Below are 22,623 nucleotides of genomic sequence, written 5' to 3'. Positions count from 1 at the left end.
ACAAGATCGGGAGCAACGAGATGACCATCAAAGATCACCAGGGATTCGTTCTGACGGGCGCAAGCGCCAGCGCCGCGGAAAGCTATCGGCAGGCGCTGCATTCATACCACTGTTACGCCGGAGACGCCATCGGCGGGGTCGAGGCGGCGGTGGTGGAGCGCCCCGATTTCGTGATGGCGCAGGCGCTGAAGGCCTACATGCACCTGCTGGGCGGAAACACCGAGGCGGCGGCCGTCGGCGCGAGCGCCTATCTGGCCGCCAAGGCCCTGCCGGCCAACCCGCGCGAACAGGGGCATGTCGCCGCCGTGGGCGCCCTGCTGACCGGCGAGATCCGCAAGGCGGCGCGCATCCTGGAGGACGTCTCGATCGCCTATCCGCACGACAGCCTCGCGCTGCAGGTGGGCCAGGTCTGCGACTTCCTGCTGGGCGAACAGCGCATGCTGCGCGACCGGATCACCCGCGTGCTGCCCGCCTGGTCGCGCGACATGGCTGACTATCATGCGGTCCTGGGCTTCCTGGCCTTCGGCCTGGAGGAGACCGGCGACTACGAGCGGGCCGAGGCTGCTGGCCGCGAAGCCGTGGCGCTGGAGCCGCGCGACAACTGGGCCCAGCACGCCGTCGCCCACGTCCTGGAGATGCAGGACCGCCGCGTCGAGGGGATCGCCTGGATGCGCAGCGAGGCGACCGGCTGGCAGGCCGAGAGCTTCTTCGCCGTGCACAACTGGTGGCACACCGCCCTCTTCCACCTGGGGCTGGGCGAGACCGAGGAGGTGCTGAAGCTCTACGACGGCCCGATCTTCGGCGAGACCTCGACCTTCGCCTTCGACATGGTCGACGCCTCGGCCCTGCTCTGGCGGCTGGAGTTGCAGGGCGTGGACGTCGGCGACCGCTGGCGGCGCATCGCCGACGCCTATGAAAGCGAGCCGCGTGGCGGCTACGCCTTCGACGACGCCCACGCCATGCTGGCCTTCACCGGCGCCCGCCGCGAGCGGGCGGCGCACGAGCTGCTCGACCTGCAGGCCGCCGCCCTCACCGGTTCCGGCGACAACGCGGGTTTCGTCAGCGAGGTCGGCCTGGCGGTGATGCGCGCCATTCAAGCCTACGGCCAGGGCGACTACGCCCGCGCGGTCGAGCTGCTGCGCGGCGTCCGCAACAAGGCTGTCCGCTACGGAGGCAGCAACGCCCAGCGCGACCTTCTCGACCTGACCCTGATCGAGGCGGCGCGGCGCGACAGGCAGGACGGTCTGGCGCGCGCGCTCGTCGCCGAGCGCGAGGCGGCCAAGCCCATCTCCCGCAGCCGCGACGCCCGGCTGGCGGCGTAACGGGCTGGGGCGGCGGCGCCGACGCCGCCGCCCCATGTTCTTTCTTTGTTCTCGACCTGCAGCGTGTTATCAACTCGCCCTACAAACCAAGGAGGGACCGGTGCCTAGCCTCAGCGAAATGAGTTCGTCACCGCTGTTCTGGGCGTCGTTCTGGCCATGCCTGATCTTCGGCGTGATGGCGCTTACCTTCCTGATACCTCCGCTGTGGTTCTGGTACGGCCGCCGCTGACCGCGCCCAAGCCGGACGCGGGCCGCCCGAACTTCACAAGCGCAACCGCTGCCGGAGCCGGTCTGGGCAAATGAGGTCCCCGACGCGATCATCGCCGCCGCGCGGAGCTGGCGGCTGCTGCTGCAAGTGGATTCCGACGATGCGCGCAGCATGAACTGGGGCGATGGCGGCCGTCTCTACGTCTTCATCCGCGAGCGGCATGCGCAGCCGGGACCCAGGGGGTTCAAGCCGATGCGGGTCCAGAAGGACGTGAATACGGGCCTGGACGCCGGTGATGAACACTCTCCCCTCCGGGAGGAGAAACGTGTCGTCCAGCGTCACATCCAGGCGCCGCATTGCAATTTCTTTCCTGCGAGCCCTCCCCAGGGCCATTAGAAGATCATATAAGGTCGCTGCAATTGCTTGCCAAAAGCATGCCCCTTCCATTCGGTTCTGGGGAACGATCATCGCGCCTCTTCGGCGATCGAAGGAGGAAAACTTGTCCGAGACCCTCGACGCGGTCGATGCCAAGATTCTCGACCTGATCCAGCATGACGCCGGCTTATCGGTCGCCGAGATCGCCGACCGGGTCGGATTGTCCTCCAGCCCCTGCTGGCGGCGGATCAAGCGGCTGGAAGACTCCGGCATCATCCTGCGCCGGGTGACCATTCTCGATCGCGATCGTCTGGGCCTGACCTTCGAGGTCTACTGCACGGTCAAGCTCACCTTGCCGACCAAGGACAACCTCGAGGCCTTCGAGCTGGCGATCGCCAAGATGGCCGAGGTGGTGCAGTGCGCCACCGTCACCGGCTCCGCCGACTACGAGCTGCGGGTCGTCACCCGCGACATGCACGCCTTCGACACCTTCCTGCGCGACCGCCTCCTGTCGCTGGGTTTGATCTCCAACATCGAAAGCCGGATCGTCATCCGCTCGGTGAAACACACCACCGCCGCGCCCCTCGGCCTGATCAGCGCCTATGTGAGCGCGCAGGGGTAGCCCGGCCAACGCCGCAACGCCCCCTCCGTCGGCTTCGCAGGGGAGCTGTCAGCGAAGCTGACTGAAGGGGCGTTCAAGCCTATGACACAGACCCTGCGTTTGGCCGTAGGAACCATGGGAGACAGGCTATGATCGAGCTCGTCATCGACCAGCGGCGCAAGGACCTCGGCGGGTTCGAGGTGGGCCGCGTGCTGCCCTACGCCCCGCGGCGCATGGTCGGGCCCTTCATCTTCTTCGACCACATGGGGCCGGCGGAGTTCCCCGCGGGCTTTCCGAAGTCGGTGGACGTGCGGCCGCATCCGCACATCGGCCTCTCCACCCTCTCCTATCTGTTCGAGGGTGAGATGACCCACCGGGACTCCACCGGAGTCACCCAGCCGATCCGCCCCGGCGAGGTCAACTGGATGACCGCCGGGCGCGGCATCACCCATTCCGAGCGGTTCGAGACCTTGCGCGCCCACGGCGGGCGCATGGATGGCATCCAGACCTGGATCGCCCTGCCGGTGGCGGACGAGGAAACTGCGCCGTCCTTCGATCACTACGCCGCGAGCGAGCTTCCCGCCTTTGAGGCGCCTGGGCTGAGCGCGCGGCTGATCGCCGGGGCGGCCTTCGGCGCGCGCTCGCCGGTGCAGACCTTCTCGCCGCTGTTCTACGTCCACTGGACATTGGCGGCGGACGCCGTCGCCGAGCTGCCGCCGGAATATTCCGAGCGCGCGGCCTACGTCGCCCAGGGCGTCGTCGAGGTGGATGGCCGCCAGCTGCATGATGGCCAGATGGCCGTCTTCGCGCCCGGCGATGCTGTCACCCTTCGCGCCGTGACCCCGGCCGTGGTCATGCTGCTGGGCGGCGAGCCGATCGGACCGCGCTTCATCGAGTGGAACTTCGTCGCCTCTTCGAAGGCGCGGCTGGAGCAGGCCAAGGCCGACTGGCGCGCCGGCCGCATGAAGCTGCCCGACGCCGACGACAAGGAGTTCATCCCGCTCCCCGGCGACCCTGCGCCGCCGGCCAATCCAATGAGCTGAGGGCGCCTGAGCTCAGGCGGCCGGCTGGCCCTCGTGGATGGCCTGCCGGATCATGGCGCGCAGCTCCGGCGTGTCCTGGTGCTGGTGCACCGCCGTGGCGTGCTGCACGGCGGCCTCTTCGAGTTCACGCTCCGTGTCTGCGGAGATGGCGACCGTGCAGTGGCTTTCACTCGGGACCTCGCGACAGTCGATGTACTTGCGCATGACGTCCTCCTTCTTCCCTCTCGCTCAGGCCGCCGAGGGTCTCACCGCCGTCCGCCGGCCTGTCGCATCGGATCTGCCGAAAAACGTTCAGGTCAGCCCCTCGTTGCGCGCGCCGTCGGCTCTCTTGCAGAAACCGCGACGCGCCCGGGCGTCGCCCCTCGACGGCGCCGCGCCCTCCAGCGGCTCAAGCGCCGAACGTCGAGCTGAATTCGGCGCCCAGGGCGTCATTTGCAGTGATTGAACACCTGCATCCGGGTGCAAGCCATCATCCGGTCGTCAGCGACCCCTCGAGGCGAAAGGGAGCGAGCCATGCGCATGTTTCTGAAGGTTCAGATGGAGGTCGACGCCGCCAACCGGGCGATCAAGGACGGCAGCCTGCCAAAGATCGTCCAAGGCTTCATGGAGGCCGCCAAGCCGGAGGGGGTCTGGTTCACCGCCCTGGACGGCAAGCGCACCATGGTCGCGGTGTTCGATCTGGCCTCGCCCGCCCAGATGCCGCCGCTGGCCGAGCCCTTCTTCACGGGTCTGAACGCCACCTTCGAGCTGAGCCCCGCCATGGATGCGGCCGACCTGCAGACGGGCCTTTCGAACCTCTGAGGCGAACGAAGCGGATCGTTGAGCCCGCCTGAGCCAAGGCGCCCGAACAGGCGCCTTGGCGCCGCAATGAAAACCCCCTAAGCGGCGCTGTGGCGTCGGCATACCGGCGTCATCTACATCGCGCCGGCGCCCGCGAGGGCTTTACGGGAACACGGTGACGGTCCTCCAGGACCGGAAGCCGGGGCTGTCCCTGCAACTGTAAGCGGCGAGCGTAGTGCGCATCGTGGTCCGGCCAGCCCGGACCGCAGCCACTGGGGAAGGTTCCATGGAGCCCGCCCTGGGAAGGCCGCGCACCACGCCTTGACCCGTGAGCCAGGAGACCGGCTGGCGCATGTCGCTCTTGCCCTGGCCCAGGGGATGGCCGAGGCGACGGAACCCCGTCGAGCGACGACAGGAGGCGGAGACCGCCTCGACGCCGGCCGTGCGCGAGCGCTCGTGCGACCGGTGCGACCGCCTGGCTGTCCGCCGGCGGAGGTCCCGCCGCGTCTCATCGCGCTCGGCAGGACTAGAATGACTAAAGCAGTTTTCAAGGCCCGGACAGCGGCCCTTCTCATGGCGGCCCCATGGGCGCTCGCCGCCTTCGGATCGGCCCGGGCGGATGAGGCGCCCGCCATCGCGACCGCCGCCGGCTCCGTCGGGGAGGTCGTGGTCTTCGGCCGCGGCGAGTCCAAGATCGGCGTGGCCCAGGCGGCGAGCGAGGGCACGGTGGCCGGCTCCGACCTGCTGGTTCGCCCGCTGCTGCGGGTGGCCGAGCTGCTCGAGGCGGTGCCGGGGATGATCGCCGCTCAGCACTCCGGCAGCGGCAAGGCCAACCAGTACTTCCTGCGCGGCTTCAACCTCGACCACGGGTCGGACTTCACCACCTATATCGACGACGTGCAGATGAACTTCCGCAGCCACGGCCACGGCCAGGGCTATCTCGACCTCAACGGCCTGATCCCGGAAATCATCGGCCGCGAGGACTATCGCAAAGGCCCCTACCGCGCCGACGGCGGCGACTTCGCCCTGGCGGGCGCCGCCTACATGACCACCCTCGACGGCTACGACCGCCCCTGGGTCTCGGCGGAGGTCGGCTCCTACGGCTGGCGCCGGGCGGCGGCGGGCGGCACGGCCCATGATCTCGGCGGCGGCGACCTGACCCTGGTCGGCCAAGCCAAGGTCTACGACGGACCCTGGGAAGAGCCCGAGCGCCTTCGGCACTATGCGGGATTTCTGAAATACGCCCACGACACCTCGCTGGGCCAGCTCGAGCTGACCGCCCACGCCTACCGCGCGACCTGGAACCCGACCGAGCAGATCCCCGAACGGATCATCGGCACGCCGACCTGCCCGGAGGTCTTCTGCTCCCCCGATCCGTCAGCGACCGGGCAGACCATGCGCTTCATCGCCAGCGCCCGGCTGACCGGCGAAGCCTGGCGCGCCAACGCCTATGCCCAGGCCTACGACTGGGACATGTTCTCCAACCCGACCTACGCCAACGCGGACGGGACGAGCGCCCAGATCCACCAATACGACCGCCGACGGATCTTCGGCGTGAAGGCGGAACGGACCTGGCGCCTGGCTCCGGGGCTCGACCTCATGCTCGGGACCGAAAACCGCTACGACGACATCAGCAAGGTCGGGGTCACGCACACCGACGATCGCGCGTTCGTCGAATCCCTCGGCCTCTACCGCGTGAAGGAGGCGTCGGCCTCGGCCTACGGCGAGGCGTCCTGGCAGGCGACCGAGCGGCTGCGGATCATCGGCGGCCTGCGCGGCGACTACTACCACTACGACGTCCGGGCGCTGGATGCGGCGGCCGCCGCCCTCGGCGAGGGCTCCGGCCACGACCAGATCGTCTCGCCCAAGGTGACCCTCGCCTATCGGCTGAGCGACCAGGTCGAGCTCTATGCCGATTGGGGACGGGGTTTCCACTCCAACGACGTGCGCGGCGCGGTGACCGCTACGCCGGTCCCCGTCCTCGTGCACGGCACGGGCAAGGAGGTGGGCGCCCGCTTCCAGCACGCCAACCTGACCCTGACGGCGACCTACTGGTGGCTGAACGTGGGCAGCGAGCTGAAGTTCGTCGGCGACAGCAACGCTGTCGAGCCGACCGGCGCCAGCCGCCGGCGCGGCTATGAACTCGTCGGCTTCTGGCGGCCGCTGCCCTGGCTGGCGCTCGACGCCAACTACACCGCCAGCCACGCGCGCTACGACAACGGCGACCACATCCCGAACGCCTTCGAGAACGCCGCATCGCTCGGCGTGTCCGCCGTCTCAGAGCACTGGGAAGGCAGTCTGCGCGTGCGCCATCTGGGCCCCTATCCGCTGATCGAGGACAATTCCCAGCGCGACAAGGGCAGCACCGTCGTCAACGCCCGCGGGGCCTGGAAGAGCCGCGACGTGGAGATCTACGCCGAGGTGCTGAACATCCTCGACAGCCGCGACAAGGACATGGCCTACGACTACGAGTCCTTCATCCCGGCGGTCGACCTGGCCCCCGTCGATGGACGGCTGAGCCGGGTCGTCGAGCCGCGCACGGTGCGCGTCGGCGCCCGCTACAAGTTCTGACGGCAATTTCCGGCCTCAGCGGGCGGCCGCCAAGCGGCGGTCGCCCGCGAACAGCCTCTACTGCATGAACCAGCCGTGGCTGACGACGATGGACTGGCCCGTCAGGGCGTTGGTCGGGAAGCCGGCCAGGAAGACGGCGGTGCGGGCGACGTCGTCGACGGTGGTGAACTCGCCGTCGACGGTCTCCTTCAGCATCACCTTCTTGACCACGTCCGCCTCGCTGATCCCCAGCTCCTTGGCCTGTTCCGGGATCTGCTTTTCGACCAGCGGGGTGCGGACGAAGCCGGGGCAGATGACGTTGGATCGCACGCCGTGCGCGGCGCCTTCCTTGGCCACGACCTTGGCCAGGCCGATCAGCCCATGCTTGGCGGTGACGTAAGGCGCCTTCAGCATCGAGGCCTCCTTGGAATGGACCGAGCCCATGTAGATGATCGATCCGCCGCGGCCCTGGGCGTACATGTGGCGCAGGCAGGCTCGGGTGGTCAGGAAGCCGCCGTCCAGGTGGATGGCCAGCATCTTTTTCCAGTCGCTGAATTTGAACTCCTCCATCGGCGCGACGATCTGCACGCCGGCGTTGGAGACCAGGACGTCGACGCCGCCGAAGTGGGCGACCACCGCGTCGACGCCGGCGTCCACCTGGGCCTCGTCGGTGACGTCCATGGCGACCCCGAAGGTGGTCGCGCCCGTCGCGTCGAACTCCGCGGCGACGGCCTGGGCGGCGGTGATGTTGATGTCGGCGATCGCCACCTTGGCGCCCTCGGCCAGGAACTGACGGGCGATCTCCTTGCCGATGCCGCTGGCGGCGCCGGTGACGATGGCGACCTTGTCTTTGAGGCTCATGCGGGATCCTTTTCCGTGCGCACCGGGCTGTGACGGCTCGTGGGGCTGATGAAGTCGTAGACGTGAACGGCGTGGGGACCTTCGGGCAAGGCCAGCGCCTCAGGGTGGGAGAGCGTAATCTCGGCGTCGCGCAGGCCCGCGGCCCAGTGGTCTTCCATCGTCCGGCGCGAGAACTCGTAGTCCTTCGACTGGCCTTCGTAGCTCGGCGAGCGGTAGACCAGCTGGACGATGTTGTAGACCGCCGGGTCGCTGGCCCGCGCCAGCAGCTTCGCCTGCGGGGTGTCCGCCAGTTCCGGCGGCAACAGGGCGTGCAGCTCGTTGTAGACGGCGCGCAGCCGCTGCAGCTTGCGGAAGCTGTCGGTGGCGGCCCGGGTGCGGCTGGAGAACTGGATCTCCTTGGCGCGGACGGCGACCTCCACCAGATCGCGCGGCGCATCGCCCCGGGCGTTCCAGAGGTCCACCTGGAAGACGAGGGTGTCGAGCTCGGAGTGCGACGAGAGCACCCAGTCGAGCGGCGTGTTCGAGACCAGGCCGCCGTCCCAGTAGAGGTCGCCGTCGATCTCCACCGGATCGAAGGCCGGCGGCAGGGCGCCGCTGGCCATGATGTGCTCGGGCCCGATCCTGTGGGTCGCATTGTCGAAATAGATGAAGTTGCCGGTGCGCACGCAGACCGCCCCAACGCTGAAGCGGGCCTCACGGGCGTTGATCCGGTCGAAATCGACCAGCCGCTCGAGCGTCGCGCGCAGGGGGGCGGTGTCGTACCAGCCGGTCGCGCCAGGGCTCGCGGGCGGGCGCAGATAGGGCGGCGGAATCCGCGGCGTGAAGAAGCCCGGCACGCCCTCCGCGATGATCCGACCGGCGGACAACTGATTGAGCCAGCCGCGGACCGGCCCGTCGCTCAGGAAGCTGTCCCAGAAGCTCGGCCAGACGCCTCCGCCGCCCTCGCTGACCAGCTCCCAGAAGGCGCGCAGTTTCTCCACCCGGTGCTCGGGCGCGTTGCCGGCGATGATCGCGCTGTTGACCGCGCCGATGGAGATGCCGGCGATCCAGCTCGGTTCGACGCCCGCCGCCTGCAAGGCCTCGTAGACCCCGGCCTGGTAGGCGCCGAGCGCTCCGCCGCCCTGCAGCAGCAGAGCCACGCACTCGAAGGACGTGCCGGTGACGTGGGCGCTGGCCGCCGGCGCCTGGAGGCCGCCGGTCTTGCCCGGAACGAGGTCGCTATCCATGCGTGAAGGCCTCTCCCCTGGGGCGTTGGGGCTGCAGCTGCGCCTGACGATCGCGACAATATGGTGTCCGGATCAGCTTCCGCCACCCAGGCGTGAGCCGGGGCGCAAACACCGCCGAGCTGCCCGACACGGAGGCGCCGGACCGCGCAGGCGCTTGGACGACGGCCTTGGCGCCGCGCGATCCTCGGCCCAACATTCAAAGAAAATGGGGAGACGAATATGGAAGATGACCAGGCTCGGACGGGCGATCCGCTGGCGATCGCCGAAGACGGGACGGTGTCGGTGGCCCCGTTCGAACTTCCGGTCTCGGCGGCGCTGAGCCGCGAAAGCCGGGCGAGCTGGGCCGCCATGCTCAACAGCCCCCTGCGCATCGACATTCCCGACGCGAAGGCCTTTGCGACCGACGCTGAGTTCCAATCGGCGGTCGACGCGTTTCGGACGACCATCGACGAAGGCATGGCGCGTCCGGCATCCGAGAGGCTGCTGCAGACCTTCCCGGTGAACATCGCCCCCGACCGGATCGGCGGCGTGCCGGTCGAGGTGTTCACGCCGCAGGCCGGAATGGACGAGGACCGCGTCCTCATCAACCTGCACGGCGGCGCCTTCTTCGCCGGGGCGACCCATGTGGCGCGGATGGAAGCCATCCCGCTGGCGTACAAGGGCAAATTCCGGGTCGTCTCGGTCGACTACCGTCAGGGCTACGAACACCGGTTCCCGGCGGCCAGCGAAGACGTCGCGGCGGTGTACGCCGAGATGCTGAAGGACTATGCGCCGAGCCAGGTCGGGATCTGCGGCGCCTCGGCCGGCGGCATGCTGACGTCCCAGGCGACCGCCTGGATCCTGGAGCACGGCCTGCCGGCGCCCGGCGCCATCGGCGTCTTCAGCGCGGGCACAGGCGGATCCGGCGACGGCGACTACTTCTCAGCGATCGGAAGCGGCAAACATCCGCCCGACGACGTGATGTCGTCGATCACCACGGCTTCATTCGGCTACTTCGCGGAAACCCGCGCCGACGACTACCTGGTCAACCCCAACATCGCGCCCGCGGCCTTTCGCGCCCGCTTCCCCCCGACCCTGCTGATCACCGCGACCCGCGCCTTCGACCTCAGTCCGGCGCTCGCCACCCATCGCGCCCTGGCGCAGGCCGGGGTCGAGGCGTCGCTGCACGTGTTCGACGGCCTCGGGCACAGTTTCTTCTATGGCGCGGCGACCCCGGAGGCCGTCGACGCCTACGACACGATCATCCGCTTTTTCCGCAGGCATCTGTCCCGGTAGCGGGCTCGGAGCTCGCCGGCGGCGAGATCAGCCGACGGCGCGGACCGGCTGGTAATCCAGCGTCAGGCTCTGCACCGTCGCGGCCGGCTCGACCGTGAGATCGACGGAGACATCCATGTCGAGATAGTCGCCCGCCTCGCCGGCCCATGAGCCGTAGAGCGGCAGCGCCAGCCGCGGGTCGGTGACCACCGCGACCCGGATCAGGTCGAGGTTGCCGACGATGCCGTTGGTCGGATCGAAGTCGACCCAGCCGCACTCGGGCAGATAGACCCGCGCCCAGGCATGCGTATGGCCCCCGCCGGTCCGCCCGGCCTTGGCCGAGCCGGTATAGATGTAGCCGGAGACGAACCGGGCGGCGAGGCCGAGACTGCGGGCGCCTTCCATCATCAGCACGGCGAAGTCGCGGCAGGTGCCCTTGCGCAGCGCCAGGGTCTCGGCCGGCGTCTGCGGCGCCCCGCGCAGCCGCAGGGCGTAGACGCAGTCGCTGCGGATGGCCTGCATCATCTCAGTCAGGACGGTGGAAAGCCGGGTCGCGCCCTTTGCGCGCAGGAAACCCCGCGCCCAGGCCTCGGTTTCGCCGGCGTCGGCGTAGCGCCGCTGGATCGAGGCGGAGAGCTCCTGCGCCTCCTCCGGCTCGTAAAGGGGCTGGTCCTCGCCCGGCCGCAGGGTCGCCGCCTCCAGGGCGAAGGGCGCGTGGGGCCGATGGTCGATGCGGACGCGGCTGTCGAACACCAGCCGGTCGGCGCGGCTGGAGAAACGGGCGACGCCGACGCAGGCCCCACTGGCGTCATGAAGATGCTGCACAAGGCTGGGCTCAGGCGAGATGTCGATCTCGGCGGACAGCAGGCGTTGATCGAACGCCTCAAGCGGCCGAAGCATCATGCGATGCTCACCAAAGCCCACCGCCTTGCGATAGCGATAGGTAGTCAGGTGACGGATGGAGACGACCGGCATTGGAAAATGAAAGCGCAGATTCGGCGGCGCGGTCCACGCGACAGCTCGTCGCTGGCCAGAGCCCGCCCTTCTCTGTGCGGAATCCCGGCGCCCGCTCGCCCTTCCTGCTGATCGGCGACCACGCCGGCTGCGAGGTCCCCGCGGCGCTCGAAGAACTTGGCCTGCCGCACGCAGAGCTGACGCGCCACATCGGTTGGGACATCGGCGTGGCCGAGCTCGGCCAGCGGCTGGCCGACACGCTGGACGCCTGTTTCATCGCCCAGCGCTTCTCCCGGCTGGTGATCGACTGCAACCGTGATCCCGGCCGCCCCGACGCCATCTGCGAGGTGAGCGACGGCACGAGGGTGCCCGGCAACGCCGGCCTGTCCGAGGCCGAGCGCCAGATCCGCATCGACGAAGTGTTCGCCCCCTATCACCGGCGGATCGAAGACGAAGTCTCGGCCCGGATGGCCCGGGACCAGCCCACGCAGCTGGTCGCCCTGCACTCCTTCACCCCGGTGATGGACCAGGCGGCCAGACCCTGGCGCTATGGCGTCCTGCATCTGGGCGCCTCGCCCTTCTCCGACGCCGTGCTGGCGAGCCTTCGCGCACGCCTGAGCCCCGACCTGGTGGGCGACAACCAGCCCTACCGGATGGACGCCACCGACTACACGATCCCGCGCCAGGCGGTGGCCCGCGGCCTCGACTATGTCGAGCTGGAGGTGCGCCAGGATCTGATCGCCGACCCCGCCGGCGTCCAGGCCGCGGCCGACCTGTTGGCGCCGGCCCTGCGGGAGGCCCTGGCGCGCCTCGGTTAGGGCTGCGCGCCGCACTTGGACTCGATCTCGCCGCTGTGTGTTAGGCTGATGAAAATAGGGACGGAAACGAGGCTCGCTCTTGGAACAGACGGACTATTCTATCCGCCGGGCGACGGCGGCCGACGCTGAGGCGCTGGCCCAGGTGCACGAGGCCACGTGGCGGGAGACCTACGCCGGCCTGATGTCCGGACAGATGCTGGACGCCTTGACGGCCGACGCGCGCGAAGCGGTCTGGCGGCGCAAGCTTTCCGGCGAGACCGGAGACCTGTCGACGGCCTATGTGGCCGAGCGGGACGGCAAGTTCGTCGCCTTCGGCTCCTGCGGCGAGCAGCGCGACCAGGCTCTCGCGGCGGCGGGCTACGCGGGCGAGTTCACCGCGGTCTATGTGCTCAAGACCGACCAGAGACGCGGCCTGGGCGCAGGCCTGATGTCTGCGATGATGGGCGATCTCGCCGGCCGAGGCCTGGTGGGCTTCACCTGCTGGGCGCCGCGCTCGAACATCCCCGCCCGGTCGCTGTGCGAGAAGCTCGGCGGCAAGCTTATGGGCCAGCGGGAGATCACCCTCGAACACGGCGCGCTGAACGAGGTCGCCTACGGCTGGCCAAAGGCGTGACCGACCCGCACCTGTCCGAAGCCGCCGCACCGCCCTCGTTCGACGCGGCCTTCCAGGCCCGGCTGCATCAGCTGTTCGTCTGGCGCAGGGACGTCCGCCGCTTCCGGACCGATCCACCGCCGCCGGGAACCCTCCAGCGGCTGATCGAGGAGGCCTGCCTGGGCCCCTCGGTCGGTCTCAGCCAGCCCTGGCGGTTCGTGATCGTCGACGATCCGGCGCGGCGGGCGGCGGTCATCGACAACTTCCGGACGGCCAATCGCGAGGCGCTGGAGACCTATTCCGGCGAGCGGCGCGCCCGCTACGCCCAGCTGAAGCTCGCCGGCCTGCAGGAGGCGCCCTGCCATTTCGCGGTCTTTGTCGACGAGGCGACGCCGATCGGCCACGGGCTCGGTCGCCGGACCATGCCGGAGATGCTCCGCTATTCGGCCGTCGCCGCCATCTGCCAGCTGTGGCTCGCCGCCCGGGCCGAGGACATCGGCATGGGCTGGGTTTCGATCCTCGATCCCGCCGCCGTCCGACGCGATCTGGAGGTTCCGGCCGACTGGTCGCTGATCGGCTATTTCTGTCTCGGATACCCGGCCGCCGCCGCCGAGGAACCCGAGCTGTTGCGCGAAGGCTGGGAGCGCCGGCTGTCCGTCGACAGCTTCATCCTCAGGCGCTGAGCCCGATCAGACGGCCTCAAGTTCGCTCGCGGCGTAGAGCCTGCGCTCGGCGGCCGACCAGAGGTCTAGGCTCAGGGATTGGCCGGGCCGCAAGGCCTGGGCCTGGGCTTGCGCGTCGTCCCGATGCGCCGCTTCAACCCAAGCGGCCCAGGTGATCGCGCCGGCCGCGTCCTGGATATAGGCTCTGAATGTTTGCATCGGCTGATGTAGGGCCTGGACCGGGCAGACGCCAGGACGCGACGCCCCAGTCCGGGGCGACAAAGGCGCCGACGCCGCGCCTCGCGGGCTATAGGCTTGCTGAAAACGGGAGCCCCAGGATGACGGCGAAGACCCAACGTGTCGCGGTGGTGACGGGCGCCAGCTCGGGCATTGGCAAGGAGACCGCCAAGGCTCTGGCGTCGCAGGGCTGGCGGGTGATCGGCGTCGGACGCAACCCGGAGCGGAGCGCCGCGGCCGAGGCGGAGATCCGGGCGGCCTCCAGCGGCGGCCCCAACGGCAGCCAGGTGGACATGCTCCGCGCCGACCTCTCGCGGATGGCCGACGCCGTGCGCGTGGCCGGCGAGATCGCCGCCCTGACCGACCGCGTCGACGTGCTGGTCAACAACGCCGGCGGCATGACCAAGCAGCAGGTGATCACCCCGGAAGGCTTCGAGGAGAATTTCGCCGGCAATCACCTGGGCCCCTTCCTGCTCACCGAACGGCTGCTGCCCCTGCTGCGCCGCGCCGCGGCCGACGCGCCGAAGGGCGGCGTGCGCATCCTCAACACCTCGTCCGACGCGAGCGAGATGATCCCGGGCCTGGACTTCAACGACCTGCAGGGGCTGGAAAACTTCAACCCCGGCTACGCCTACTGCCGCGGCAAGCTCGCCAACGTCCTCTTCGCCCGCGGCCTGGCGAAGCGGCTGGCGGACGACGGCATCGTCGCCCATGCGATGCACCCGGGCTTCGTCGAGTCCAACTTCATCACCCACGCCGACCCGCACGCCCAGGCGCACATGCGCACGCTCACGGGGAAGACCGCCGAACAGGGCGCGGACACCCTCGTCTGGCTCGCCACCTCGGACGAGGGCGGCCAGACCAGCGGCGGCTATTTCTTCGAACGCAAGCCGCGCGCGCCCAATCCGGTCGCCCTCGACGACGCCTATGTCGACCGGCTGTGGGAGGAGAGCGAGAAGCTCATCGCCCAGGCGGGGCTCTAAGGCGCGCCGGCTCCGCCGCGAGCTGCCGGAACGCGCGAAGCGCGAGACGGAGGGGGCGTTTTCGCCCCCTCAGCCCTGCAGCGCCTTGCGGGTCTGCTCCCAGTACTGGGCGCCGGTGACGAGGGTCACGATGGCCGCCAGCCAGAAGAGGCCGTGGGCGACGCCGGTCACCGGACCCTGCAGCGCCGGATCGTCCGGCATGCCGAAGGCGGCCCAGGCGGAGACGAACAGCTCCAGCGCCAGGGCGACGAGCTGGAGGGTGGTCTTCCACTTGGCCAGCAGGGTGACGGGCAGCTTGATCCCCTTGCCGGCGCCGACTTCGCGCAGGGCGCTGACGGTGAACTCGCGGAACAGGATCAGACCGGCCGGCAGCACCACCATCGGCTGAGGTCCCAGCGCCAGCAGGCCCAGCACCGCGCCACAGACCAGCACCTTGTCGCCGATCGGATCGAGGATGGCGCCCCAGACGCTGGTCGCGTCCAGCTTGCGCGCCAGCCAGCCGTCGAAGAAGTCGGTCACCGCCGCCACCACGAAGGCGATCACCGCCCAGCGCTCCAGGGCGAACTGCTGATCGGGCCCGAGCCGCTCGGCCACATAGGGCACGGCGCCGGCCGCGGCCGCGAGGGCCACGAACATGAAGAGCGCCAGCACCAGGCGCATCGAGGTGAGAATGTTCGGCAGAGCTTTCATGGGCGCACCTTGGCGAGATGGACGGGTGCGTCAACGCGCGAACTGCAGCCTTTGAAGCAACGGCGCCTCCCAAACGCCCCCTCAGTCGCTTCGCGACAGCTCCCCCGCAAGCGGTGGAGCATCTTCGGCCCAGATCCTCCACCGCGCAGCGGGGGAGGTGTCGGCGAAGCCGACGGAGGGGGCGTTCAGCGCCGACGTCACCCGCCGAACAGGCTCTCCCAGGCGCGGTGCAGGAAGCCGCCGATCCCGCGCTCTTCCGGCTCGGGCATGGGCGACGGCGGCGGCGGCGGACGCACCCGTTCGACCAGGCCGGCGTCGAGCGCGCTGACCGTGAAACTGCGCCAGATCTGCGCCGGCAAGCCGCCGCCGGTGACGCCCCGCATCGGCGAATGGTCGTCGTTGCCGACCCAGACGCCGACGATGATGTCGCCGGTGAAGCCGACGAAGACCGCGTCGCGGTGCTCCTGGGTGGTGCCGGTCTTGCCGAACACCGGCTGGTCGAGGCGCGCCGCGCGGGCGGTGCCGCCCTCGACCGTCGCACCCAACAGGTCCAGCAGCTCCACCCGCTCCTGGGGCGGCAGGGCGCGCGGCGCGGACAGCCGGTCCTGGCCCTCCAGCAGAGCGTAGGGCCGCACCGGCGCGTCGCCCGCGGCGACCGCGGCGTAGGCAGAGGTCAGCTCCAGCAGCGTCATCTCCGAGGTGCCCAGCGGCAGGGTGGCGTCCTTCACCAGCGGGCTGGTGACGCCGAAGTCCTGGGCGGCCTCGACGATCTTGTCGCGACCCAAGGTCTGCGCCAGCCGCACGGCGGCGATGTTGCTGGACTCGGAGAAAGCCTCGCGCAGCGTCAAATCCCCCCCGGAGGTGCGCTCATAGTTGCGCGGCGTCCAGCCGCCGACGGTGATCGGCGCCTCGGACACCAGGGAGTCCGGCCGGGCCCCGTCGCGCAGGGCGGCCAGATAGACGAAGAGCTTGAAGGCCGAGCCGGGCTGGCGCTTGGCCTGGACCGCGCGATTGAACTGGCTGACGGCATAGTCGCGGCCGCCGACCATGGCCACCACCGCCCCGTCCGGCCGCAGCGCGACCAGCGCCGCCTGGGTCGCGCCCTGCCGCTTGCCCGGCCCGTCCAGCCAGGATCTCACCGCGCGCTCGGCCCGGCGCTGCAGGCGGGAATCCAGGGTGGTGCGGACCTCGATGCGACCGTACTGGGCGTCCAGCGCCTGTTTGACCTGGGGCGCGGCCCAGTCGGCGAAGTAGCCGCCCACCGGCAAGGGCTCGGTCGCGCGGATGCGCACCCGCCGGGCGCGCTGGGCCTGGACCTGGGTGATCGCCTTGGTCTCGACCATGGCGCCCAGCACCACCCGCTGGCGTTTCGCCGCCGCCTGCGGATGGTCGACGGGGTTGAGCGCCGAGGGCGCCTTGACCAGGCCCGCGAGCATCGCCGCCTCGCCCACCGTCAACTGCTCGGGCGGCTTGGCGAAATAGTGCTGGGCCGCGGCGCGCAGGCCGAACACCCCGTCGCCGAAATAGACGCTGGAGAGGTAGCGCGAGAGGATCTCCGCCTTGGTCAGCCGCGCCTCGAGCCACAGGGCGACGACCACCTCCTGGGCCTTGCGGCGGAAGGTCCGCTCGGAGCTCAGGAAGGCCGTCTTGGCGAGCTGCTGGGTGAGCGTGCTGCCGCCCTCGACGATGCGGCGCTCCTTGATGTTGGTGACAAGGGCGCGGCCGACGCCGAGCACGTCGACGCCGAAATGGCGGTAGAAGCGGCGGTCCTCGATGGCCACGAAGGCCTGGGCCACATGTGGAGGCAGGGCCGCCACATCCACCGGCCGGTCCTTGACCGCGCCGCGGCGGGCGAACGGATGGCCGTCGGCGCTGACCAGCACCAGGGCGGGCGTGGGCAGCGGCTCCAGGGCGCGCGAGACCGGCAGGCTCCAGCTCAGCCAAGCGACCAGCAGGCCGAACAGCACGGCCAGGATCGTCAGGACGCCGAGGATCCGACGCAGGGTCCAGAACCGCGGTCGCCGTGGCCGCGCAGGCGGCTCGTCGTGGGGGAGGTGGGGATCCACGCCGTCGTAGCCATAGGCGTAGGGCTGCGGCCCGCCAGCGTCGTCCATCAGCGACTCAAGACCCTTCCTCGGCCGTCCCGTCGCCAGACTAGGGCGCCTCGCGCGTAACGGGAATGCGCTGAGGAGTCGCTGCAGGAGGGAGCGACACAGCCAATCCCGCCCGTCATCGGGGGACTAAGCCCCCCTTCCGTCATGGCCGGGCCCCGTCCCGGCCACCCATGAACGTCGAAGGCGCAGGACGGCCTGCGTCTCTCCGTGTGCATGGGTTCCCGGCACAAGGCCGGGAATGACGGTGGTGAGCGAGACGGAGAAATGAGGGCAGCGCCCCGCCGCGCCTCACGGCGTGAACGTCACCACCGGCTCCTCGCCGGTGTCAGGGGTGTCGGCGCGCCAGCGGACGGAGCCGAACGGGCGCTCCAGCTTGCGGCGCACGCGCAGGCGGCTGCCGGGCTTGAGGAAGCTGTTGGCGGCGTCCTGCAGGGCGCGGTCGGAATGGGTGAAGCGGCTGCGCAGGCGCAGATAGTCGCCCCACGTCGGGCACAGGTAGCGCTCGGTCCACATCGCCGGATCGCCGATGTCGCGGGCGATCGACCAGTCGAACGCGCCGTTGCGCTTGCGCATCCGCTGCAGCTTCTGCATGGCGTCGTAGAAGGGCCGCGCGTCGGCAGGATCGACTTCATAGTCCATCTCGATCACCACCGGGCCGCTCTTCAGGGTGATCGCCATCGCGACCTCCGGCTCCTGGCCGGTCTCGAACGGCTCGGCCGCGACCGTCGACATGTCCGGCATCGGCAGAAACAGGCCCAGCAGCGGCGAGACGACCAGGGCGACGCCGCCGATCACCAGCGCCGGCCCGACGCCGTGTTCGGTGGCCAGCCAGCCCCACATCCAGGCGCCGAACGCCGAGCCGCCGGTCAGGGCGGACTGGTAGAGCGACAGCGCCCGCGCCGTCACCCAGCGCGGGGCGGAGAACTGAACGCCCAGGTTCAGCAGGGTGGCCAGCAGCATCCAGCAGGCGCCCGCCACCGCCATCGCCGCGGCGGTGAGGAGGACGTTGTGGCTGAACCCGATGACCACCGTCATCAGACCGGTGACGACCGCGAACAGGCTGACCGCGTGCTCGGCCTTGAGGCGCGCCCGCACATGCCCCGTCAGCATCGCCCCGGCGACGGCGCCCGTTCCATAGACGCCCAGCAGCAGGCCGTAGGTGCCGGCGGTGCCCTTCAGCGCATCCCGGGCGACGATCGGGGTGAGCGCGGCGATCGCCGCGCCCAGCAGGCCGAAGACCAGCGAGCGCACCAGGACGGTGCGGATCGGCGGCGAGTGCATGGCGTAGCGCACGCCGGAGATGATCGCCCGGTCCATGCGCTCCGGCGGCAGCCGCGACGGCGCCGGCTTCCGCCGCCAGAAGAAGAAGGCGATGAACAGCGGCAGGTAGCAGAAGGCGTTGACGGCGAAGGCCGACTTCGCCCCGGCGACCAGGATAATTAGACCGCCCAGCGCCGGGCCGAAACTGCGGGCGACATTGTAGCTGATCGACCCCAGCGCCACCGCCGCCGGCAGGTGTTCTTCCGACACCTGTTCGCGCACCGAGGCCTGCCAGGCCGGGCCGTAGAGCGCCACGCCGGCCCCGATCAGCGAACAGAAGGCGAGCAGCACCCAGGGCGTGGCGAGGCCCAGCACCGATAGCGTCGTCAGGATCACCGCGCACAGGGTGGCGAAGCCGAGGCCCGCCAGGGCGACCTTGCGGCGGTCGAACATGTCCGCCGCGGCCCCGGCCGGCACCGCCACCAGCATCAGCGGCAGCATCAGCGCCGTCTGCACCAGGGCCACCATCTCCGTCGAGGAGGCGAGCCGGGTCATCTCCCACGCCGCGCCCACCCCCAGAATCAGCTGGCCGAAGTTGGACAGCACGCTGCTCGACCAGATGGTGGCGAACGATCGTTCCCGGAGCGGCTCGAACGGACCCCAGCTGCGTGTCGACTGGGACTGGCCCGCCGCTTCCGCCATGTCTTCTTCCCTTCCCGCTCGCGCGTCGCCTATCCCTACAAGCTCTTTAGCGCAGGTCGCGTAAACGCGCCGCCGTCGCGATGAGATCGCCCCGGCGTGATCCTCGGCCTTGCTTGAGCGCCTCGTTTGGGTACGACGTCTTGGAGAATGCGCAGAGACGGAGCCGGTCCAGGCTTGGGTCCGGTCCCCAGGAGGAAAAATCATGCAGCTCGGAATGCCCGATGACAGCCTGCCGGTGCAGGAAATGTTCGAGCGGTTCTTCGCGACCGAGTCGACCTCGGTGCGCGTGCGCGCCGCCGAACCGGTGGGCTTCGATCCCGGGCTGTGGACGGAGCTGCTCGGCCTGGAGGCGCAATTCCTGCGCCTGAACTCAGAGGCCGGCGGCGGCGAGATGAGCCTGTTCGACGCCTGCCTGATGATGGAGCAGGCCGGCCGCCGGCTGGCGCCCGCGCCGCTGGCCGAATCCGTCGTGGCGCTTAAGGCGCTGGGCGAACTCGGCGGCGAGGTGGCCCGCGCGTGGATCGAGAAGGTCCGCGGCGGCGACACGGTGCTGACGCTGGCCCTGCATCAGACCAAGCCCGGCGTGGTCCAGCTGGTCCCGGGCGGCGCGGTCGCCCAAGGGATCCTGACCTTCGACGGGCAGGATGTGGCGATCGAGGTCCCGGCCGCGCCGCTGAGCGCGCCCGAGACCCTCGGCGGCGCGGCGATCGGCGCCTTCACGCCCGGCCAGGGCGAGCGTCTGGTGATCGCCAGCAACGCCGACGCGGCCCGCATCTGGACCGCCGCGGTCGAGGAGTGGAAGGTGCTCACCGCCGCCGCCCTGATCGGCCTGTCGCAGGAGGCGCTGACCATGGCGTCGGCCTACGCCTGCGAGCGGGTCGCCTTCGGCCAGCCGATCGGCGCCAACCAGGGCCTGTCCCACCCGCTGGCCATCGACGTGATCGACGCCGACGGCGGCAAGATGCTGCTGTGGTGGACGCTGCGGTCGCTGGCCGACAAGAAGCCTGACGCCGCCGCCAACGTCTCGATGCTGTTCTGGTGGGCGTCGCGCACGGCCACCAATTCCGTGGCCCACGCCCTGCACACCTTCGGCGGCTACGGCCTCTCCAACGAATACGACATCCAGCTCTATCACCGCCGGGCCAAGGCCTGGCCGCTGGTGCTGGGCGATCCCCAGGACGAGCTGGTCCGCGCCGGCCGCCGCCTGCTGCTCAGCGAGGCCGCGGTCGCGCCGGACCCGGGCCAGGTCGACGTCGACTTCGACCCGCCCGAAGGCGGCGAGGAGCTGGCGGCCGAGACCCGCGCCCTGTTCGAGGGCATCCTCGACCCCAAGAAGCACAAGCTCCACGACCACTCCTTCGAGTCCCACGATTGGGACGTCCACAGGGCGCTTGGGAAAGCTGGCCTGCTGTTCCCCGACTGGCCGAAGGAGTGGGGCGGCCGCGACGCGGACAGGGGCTCGACCCGCGCCAGCCTCGCAGTGTGGCAGGAGGTGGGCTACACCCCGCCGCCGCGCAGCACGACCGGCCTGGTCGGCGCCGCCATCCTCAAGTTCGGCACGCCGGAGCTGAAGGCCGAGGTCCTGCCGCGCATGGCCTCGGGCGAGATCACCACCGCCCTCGGCTACACCGAGCCGTCCGGCGGCTCGGACGTGTTCGCCGCCAAGACCCGCGCGGTGCGCGACGGCGACGACTGGATCATCAACGGCCAGAAGATGTTCACCTCGGGCGCCGAGTGGGCCAGCTACGTCTTCCTGCTCACCCGCACCGACCCGGACGCGCCCAAGCACAAGGGCCTGACCATGTTCCTGGTGCCGCTCGACGCGCCGGGCGTGGAGATCCACCCGGTCTACACCTTCATGGACGAGCGGACGAACGGCACCTTCTACACCGACGTCCGCATCCCCGACCGCTATCGCATCGGCGAGGTGAACGGCGGCGTGAAGGTGATGGCCTCGGCGCTGTCCCAGGAGCAGAGCGGCGGCTACTACCACAAGCACATCCGCCACATGGCCGAGGCGGCGACCGACTGGGCGCGCCGCAACGAGAAGATCGAGGATCCCCGCATCCTCGCCCGCCTGGCCCGCGCCTTCGCCGACGCCAACATCGCCGAGGCGCTCTCGGCGAAGGTCCTGGGCATGAGCCTGGCGGGCGTGCCTGACCAGGCGTTCGGGCCGGCCTCGAAGGTCTTCTCCACCGAGGCCTTCATCGTCGACTCGGCCGACCTGCTGGACCTGGCGGCGCCGCAGTCGCTGATCCGCGGGCGCGAAGGCCTGGGCATGATCGAGATGGGCTACCGCCACTCCACCGCCACCTCCGTCTACGGCGGCACCAGCGAGGTGCTGCGCAGCATGGTGGCCGAGCGGCGTCTGGGCCTCCCGCGCAGCCGCGCCTAGCCGGAGCGACGCTCAAGCCCGGTGATGGACTTCAAGCTCATCTACCTGGCGAAACGCAATCCCGCGGTCAGTCCCGAGGACTGGCCGCGGGCCTGGCGCGCTCATGCAGTATTCGCCAGCCAGTTTCCGGTGCTGGGCGCCCGCATCAGCAGCCTCTTCTATTGCAGCCGGCAGTTCGCCCCGACGCTGGATGGCGTTTGCTTCGATCCGCCGGGCGCCAGCCGCGACTATGACGGCGTGGCGGTCGTCTCCAGCCCCTCGGCGGAGTCCCTGGGCGGCGACATGACGCCGGACGATCGGGCCCGGATCTACGAGGACGAGCGGCGGGTGTTCAGCGCCCAGACCCCCGACTTCTCGTTCCGCTGCCGCGAAACCCTGGTGCATGGCGGAGCGCCCGGGCCATCCCCCACTCTGGCCGCCGTCTTCCGCTTCCTGGCGCGCAAGGCCGGGGCCTCGCCCGAGGCCTTCGAGGCGCGCTGGAACGGGGGCCACGCCGAGATCGCCGCCCGCGCCGCGGACGCCACGGGAAAGGTGACCCGCTACGTCCACGACCTGGTCATCGAAGAACCGCCGGCGGGCTATCCGTTCGACGGCGTCGCCGAGACCTGGTTCGCCTCCCCTGACGATGCCGTACGATCCTTCGTCGACGACGCCTTCGCCCCCGTCGCCCAGGACCTCGCCGAATTCTGCGACCTGGACCGCAGCGTCACCGTGCTGACCAGCGTCATACATCGCTGGCCGCGGGCCTGAGCCGCAGTGTCCTAGACCCGCGGCCTGCGCCATCGCCGTGCGGCGTCATGAGCCGCTACTGCGACGGTTGATCGCATTGCCCCCCTTCTGAAGATATGAAGCGCCACCCGGGAGGGTGTCGGCGCGTAATTGCGACAATATGTAAAGCTGTGCGGCAGAGTGACGCGAATCTACACCTAAAAACACGCGTTTCTATAAAGAGTAGGGGCGCACAAGGGGGCGGAATTATTCGTTGATGCTACTAAG

22 protein-coding genes and 1 riboswitch are annotated in these 22,623 nt (G+C 69.9%); of the genes, 14 read left to right on the top strand and 8 right to left on the bottom strand.

Going from position 1 to position 22,623, the window contains the following annotated elements:
* Nucleotides 1-20: 20 nt before the first annotated feature.
* The 5 genes from ACSQ2B_RS23385 to ACSQ2B_RS23365 all read left to right on the top strand — a co-directional run bounded on the left by ACSQ2B_RS23385 (nucleotide 21) and on the right by ACSQ2B_RS23365 (nucleotide 3,549).
* Nucleotides 21-1,322 carry a tetratricopeptide repeat protein gene (locus tag ACSQ2B_RS23385; protein WP_436053684.1) on the top strand — a complete coding sequence of 434 codons (1,302 nt, stop codon included), beginning with the start codon at nucleotides 21-23 and terminating at the stop codon, nucleotides 1,320-1,322.
* A gap of 100 nt (nucleotides 1,323-1,422) precedes the next feature.
* Nucleotides 1,423-1,551 (top strand): hypothetical protein, encoded by a 129-nt coding sequence (locus tag ACSQ2B_RS23380; RefSeq protein ID WP_436053682.1) that lies wholly within the window; start codon nucleotides 1,423-1,425, stop codon nucleotides 1,549-1,551.
* A 126-nt stretch (nucleotides 1,552-1,677) separates the two neighbouring features.
* Nucleotides 1,678-1,926 carry a hypothetical protein gene (locus ACSQ2B_RS23375; protein ID WP_436053680.1) on the top strand — a complete coding sequence of 83 codons (249 nt, stop codon included), beginning with the start codon at nucleotides 1,678-1,680 and terminating at the stop codon, nucleotides 1,924-1,926.
* Between the two features lie 103 nt (nucleotides 1,927-2,029).
* Complete coding sequence (locus ACSQ2B_RS23370) at nucleotides 2,030-2,527, top strand: Lrp/AsnC family transcriptional regulator (RefSeq protein WP_436053679.1); 498 nt, start codon at nucleotides 2,030-2,032, stop codon at nucleotides 2,525-2,527.
* Between the two features lie 128 nt (nucleotides 2,528-2,655).
* The gene (locus tag ACSQ2B_RS23365; RefSeq protein ID WP_436053678.1) at nucleotides 2,656-3,549 is read left to right on the top strand and encodes a pirin family protein; all 894 of its coding nucleotides are present in this window, start codon (nucleotides 2,656-2,658) and stop codon (nucleotides 3,547-3,549) included.
* A 12-nt stretch (nucleotides 3,550-3,561) separates the two neighbouring features.
* On the opposite strand, the gene ACSQ2B_RS23360 is transcribed toward ACSQ2B_RS23365, so the two are convergent.
* Nucleotides 3,562-3,753, bottom strand: a complete 192-nt coding sequence (locus tag ACSQ2B_RS23360; RefSeq protein WP_436053677.1) for a DUF1059 domain-containing protein — start codon at nucleotides 3,751-3,753, stop codon at nucleotides 3,562-3,564.
* 309 nt (nucleotides 3,754-4,062) lie between these two features.
* On the opposite strand from ACSQ2B_RS23360, the gene ACSQ2B_RS23355 reads away from it, so the two are divergent.
* Together ACSQ2B_RS23355 and ACSQ2B_RS23350 are read left to right on the top strand one after the other, a co-directional pair.
* Complete coding sequence (locus ACSQ2B_RS23355) at nucleotides 4,063-4,350, top strand: hypothetical protein (RefSeq protein ID WP_436053676.1); 288 nt, start codon at nucleotides 4,063-4,065, stop codon at nucleotides 4,348-4,350.
* A 107-nt stretch (nucleotides 4,351-4,457) separates the two neighbouring features.
* Nucleotides 4,458-4,692, top strand: a riboswitch (cobalamin riboswitch).
* 168 nt (nucleotides 4,693-4,860) lie between these two features.
* A complete protein-coding gene (locus tag ACSQ2B_RS23350; protein WP_436053675.1) occupies nucleotides 4,861-6,900 on the top strand; it encodes a TonB-dependent receptor in 2,040 nt (679 codons plus the stop codon).
* A 57-nt stretch (nucleotides 6,901-6,957) separates the two neighbouring features.
* On the opposite strand, the gene ACSQ2B_RS23345 is transcribed toward ACSQ2B_RS23350, so the two are convergent.
* The gene (locus tag ACSQ2B_RS23345; protein WP_436053674.1) at nucleotides 6,958-7,740 is read right to left on the bottom strand and encodes a 3-hydroxybutyrate dehydrogenase; all 783 of its coding nucleotides are present in this window, start codon (nucleotides 7,738-7,740) and stop codon (nucleotides 6,958-6,960) included.
* Complete coding sequence (locus ACSQ2B_RS23340; RefSeq protein ID WP_436053672.1) at nucleotides 7,737-8,966, bottom strand: DUF3734 domain-containing protein; 1,230 nt, start codon at nucleotides 8,964-8,966, stop codon at nucleotides 7,737-7,739. Before ACSQ2B_RS23340 ends, ACSQ2B_RS23345 begins: the two co-directional genes overlap by 4 nt.
* A 219-nt stretch (nucleotides 8,967-9,185) precedes the next feature.
* Between ACSQ2B_RS23340 and ACSQ2B_RS23335 the strand changes: the two genes are divergently transcribed.
* On the top strand, nucleotides 9,186-10,241 hold the full coding sequence (locus ACSQ2B_RS23335; protein ID WP_436053671.1) for an alpha/beta hydrolase: 1,056 nt from the start codon (nucleotides 9,186-9,188) through the stop codon (nucleotides 10,239-10,241).
* A gap of 27 nt (nucleotides 10,242-10,268) precedes the next feature.
* Here the strand turns inward: ACSQ2B_RS23335 and ACSQ2B_RS23330 are convergent, their stop codons facing one another.
* Nucleotides 10,269-11,195, bottom strand: coding sequence for a transglutaminase family protein (locus ACSQ2B_RS23330; RefSeq protein WP_436053670.1), 927 nt, complete (start codon nucleotides 11,193-11,195; stop codon nucleotides 10,269-10,271).
* Nucleotides 11,196-11,269: 74 nt separating this feature from the next.
* Here ACSQ2B_RS23330 and ACSQ2B_RS23325 point away from each other — a divergent pair, with 74 nt between their 5' ends.
* The 3 genes from ACSQ2B_RS23325 to bluB all read left to right on the top strand — a co-directional run bounded on the left by ACSQ2B_RS23325 (nucleotide 11,270) and on the right by bluB (nucleotide 13,267).
* Nucleotides 11,270-11,992 (top strand): N-formylglutamate amidohydrolase, encoded by a 723-nt coding sequence (locus ACSQ2B_RS23325; RefSeq protein WP_436053668.1) that lies wholly within the window; start codon nucleotides 11,270-11,272, stop codon nucleotides 11,990-11,992.
* 79 nt (nucleotides 11,993-12,071) lie between these two features.
* Complete coding sequence (locus ACSQ2B_RS23320; protein WP_436053667.1) at nucleotides 12,072-12,605, top strand: N-acetyltransferase family protein; 534 nt, start codon at nucleotides 12,072-12,074, stop codon at nucleotides 12,603-12,605.
* Nucleotides 12,602-13,267, top strand: coding sequence for a 5,6-dimethylbenzimidazole synthase (gene bluB / locus ACSQ2B_RS23315; protein ID WP_436053666.1), 666 nt, complete (start codon nucleotides 12,602-12,604; stop codon nucleotides 13,265-13,267). Before ACSQ2B_RS23320 ends, bluB begins: the two co-directional genes overlap by 4 nt.
* A gap of 6 nt (nucleotides 13,268-13,273) precedes the next feature.
* Here the strand turns inward: bluB and ACSQ2B_RS23310 are convergent, their stop codons facing one another.
* Nucleotides 13,274-13,465 (bottom strand): hypothetical protein, encoded by a 192-nt coding sequence (locus ACSQ2B_RS23310; RefSeq protein WP_436053665.1) that lies wholly within the window; start codon nucleotides 13,463-13,465, stop codon nucleotides 13,274-13,276.
* Between the two features lie 119 nt (nucleotides 13,466-13,584).
* Here ACSQ2B_RS23310 and ACSQ2B_RS23305 point away from each other — a divergent pair, with 119 nt between their 5' ends.
* A complete protein-coding gene (locus ACSQ2B_RS23305; RefSeq protein ID WP_436053664.1) occupies nucleotides 13,585-14,466 on the top strand; it encodes an SDR family NAD(P)-dependent oxidoreductase in 882 nt (293 codons plus the stop codon).
* A 69-nt stretch (nucleotides 14,467-14,535) separates the two neighbouring features.
* Here the strand turns inward: ACSQ2B_RS23305 and pgsA are convergent, their stop codons facing one another.
* The 3 genes from pgsA to ACSQ2B_RS23290 all read right to left on the bottom strand — a co-directional run bounded on the left by pgsA (nucleotide 14,536) and on the right by ACSQ2B_RS23290 (nucleotide 19,232).
* Nucleotides 14,536-15,156 carry a CDP-diacylglycerol--glycerol-3-phosphate 3-phosphatidyltransferase gene (gene pgsA, locus ACSQ2B_RS23300; protein ID WP_436053663.1) on the bottom strand — a complete coding sequence of 207 codons (621 nt, stop codon included), beginning with the start codon at nucleotides 15,154-15,156 and terminating at the stop codon, nucleotides 14,536-14,538.
* Between the two features lie 197 nt (nucleotides 15,157-15,353).
* Nucleotides 15,354-17,270: a transglycosylase domain-containing protein gene (locus ACSQ2B_RS23295; protein WP_436053662.1), complete on the bottom strand. Its 1,917-nt coding sequence runs from the start codon at nucleotides 17,268-17,270 to the stop codon at nucleotides 15,354-15,356.
* Nucleotides 17,271-17,558: 288 nt separating this feature from the next.
* On the bottom strand, nucleotides 17,559-19,232 hold the full coding sequence (locus ACSQ2B_RS23290; RefSeq protein ID WP_436053661.1) for an MFS transporter: 1,674 nt from the start codon (nucleotides 19,230-19,232) through the stop codon (nucleotides 17,559-17,561).
* Between the two features lie 202 nt (nucleotides 19,233-19,434).
* On the opposite strand from ACSQ2B_RS23290, the gene ACSQ2B_RS23285 reads away from it, so the two are divergent.
* Both ACSQ2B_RS23285 and ACSQ2B_RS23280 read left to right on the top strand, forming a co-directional pair.
* Entirely contained in the window at nucleotides 19,435-21,627 is a 2,193-nt protein-coding gene (locus ACSQ2B_RS23285; protein ID WP_436053660.1) for an acyl-CoA dehydrogenase family protein, read from the top strand.
* Between the two features lie 24 nt (nucleotides 21,628-21,651).
* Nucleotides 21,652-22,377 (top strand): EthD domain-containing protein, encoded by a 726-nt coding sequence (locus tag ACSQ2B_RS23280; RefSeq protein WP_436053659.1) that lies wholly within the window; start codon nucleotides 21,652-21,654, stop codon nucleotides 22,375-22,377.
* The last annotated feature ends 246 nt before the right edge of the window (nucleotides 22,378-22,623 follow it).

The sequence above is a fragment of the Phenylobacterium sp. LjRoot225 genome (assembly GCF_964252855.1).
In the GTDB taxonomy this organism is placed as follows: Bacteria; Pseudomonadota; Alphaproteobacteria; order Caulobacterales; family Caulobacteraceae; genus Phenylobacterium.
This window is presented reverse-complemented; position numbering and strand designations above follow the sequence as displayed.

Coding starts and splice junctions, on each gene's coding strand:
- ACSQ2B_RS23385 (WP_436053684.1), top strand. CDS start 21: ATGACCATCAAAGATCACCAGGGATTCGTTCTGACGGGCGCAAGCGCC.
- ACSQ2B_RS23365 (WP_436053678.1), top strand. CDS start 2,656: ATGATCGAGCTCGTCATCGACCAGCGGCGCAAGGACCTCGGCGGGTTC.
- ACSQ2B_RS23360 (WP_436053677.1), bottom strand. CDS start 3,753: ATGCGCAAGTACATCGACTGTCGCGAGGTCCCGAGTGAAAGCCACTGC.
- ACSQ2B_RS23355 (WP_436053676.1), top strand. CDS start 4,063: ATGCGCATGTTTCTGAAGGTTCAGATGGAGGTCGACGCCGCCAACCGG.
- ACSQ2B_RS23350 (WP_436053675.1), top strand. CDS start 4,861: ATGACTAAAGCAGTTTTCAAGGCCCGGACAGCGGCCCTTCTCATGGCG.
- ACSQ2B_RS23345 (WP_436053674.1), bottom strand. CDS start 7,740: ATGAGCCTCAAAGACAAGGTCGCCATCGTCACCGGCGCCGCCAGCGGC.
- ACSQ2B_RS23340 (WP_436053672.1), bottom strand. CDS start 8,966: ATGGATAGCGACCTCGTTCCGGGCAAGACCGGCGGCCTCCAGGCGCCG.
- ACSQ2B_RS23335 (WP_436053671.1), top strand. CDS start 9,186: ATGGAAGATGACCAGGCTCGGACGGGCGATCCGCTGGCGATCGCCGAA.
- ACSQ2B_RS23330 (WP_436053670.1), bottom strand. CDS start 11,195: ATGCCGGTCGTCTCCATCCGTCACCTGACTACCTATCGCTATCGCAAG.
- ACSQ2B_RS23310 (WP_436053665.1), bottom strand. CDS start 13,465: ATGCAAACATTCAGAGCCTATATCCAGGACGCGGCCGGCGCGATCACC.
- ACSQ2B_RS23305 (WP_436053664.1), top strand. CDS start 13,585: ATGACGGCGAAGACCCAACGTGTCGCGGTGGTGACGGGCGCCAGCTCG.
- pgsA (WP_436053663.1), bottom strand. CDS start 15,156: ATGAAAGCTCTGCCGAACATTCTCACCTCGATGCGCCTGGTGCTGGCG.
- ACSQ2B_RS23295 (WP_436053662.1), bottom strand. CDS start 17,270: ATGGACGACGCTGGCGGGCCGCAGCCCTACGCCTATGGCTACGACGGC.
- ACSQ2B_RS23290 (WP_436053661.1), bottom strand. CDS start 19,232: ATGGCGGAAGCGGCGGGCCAGTCCCAGTCGACACGCAGCTGGGGTCCG.
- ACSQ2B_RS23285 (WP_436053660.1), top strand. CDS start 19,435: ATGCAGCTCGGAATGCCCGATGACAGCCTGCCGGTGCAGGAAATGTTC.
- ACSQ2B_RS23280 (WP_436053659.1), top strand. CDS start 21,652: ATGGACTTCAAGCTCATCTACCTGGCGAAACGCAATCCCGCGGTCAGT.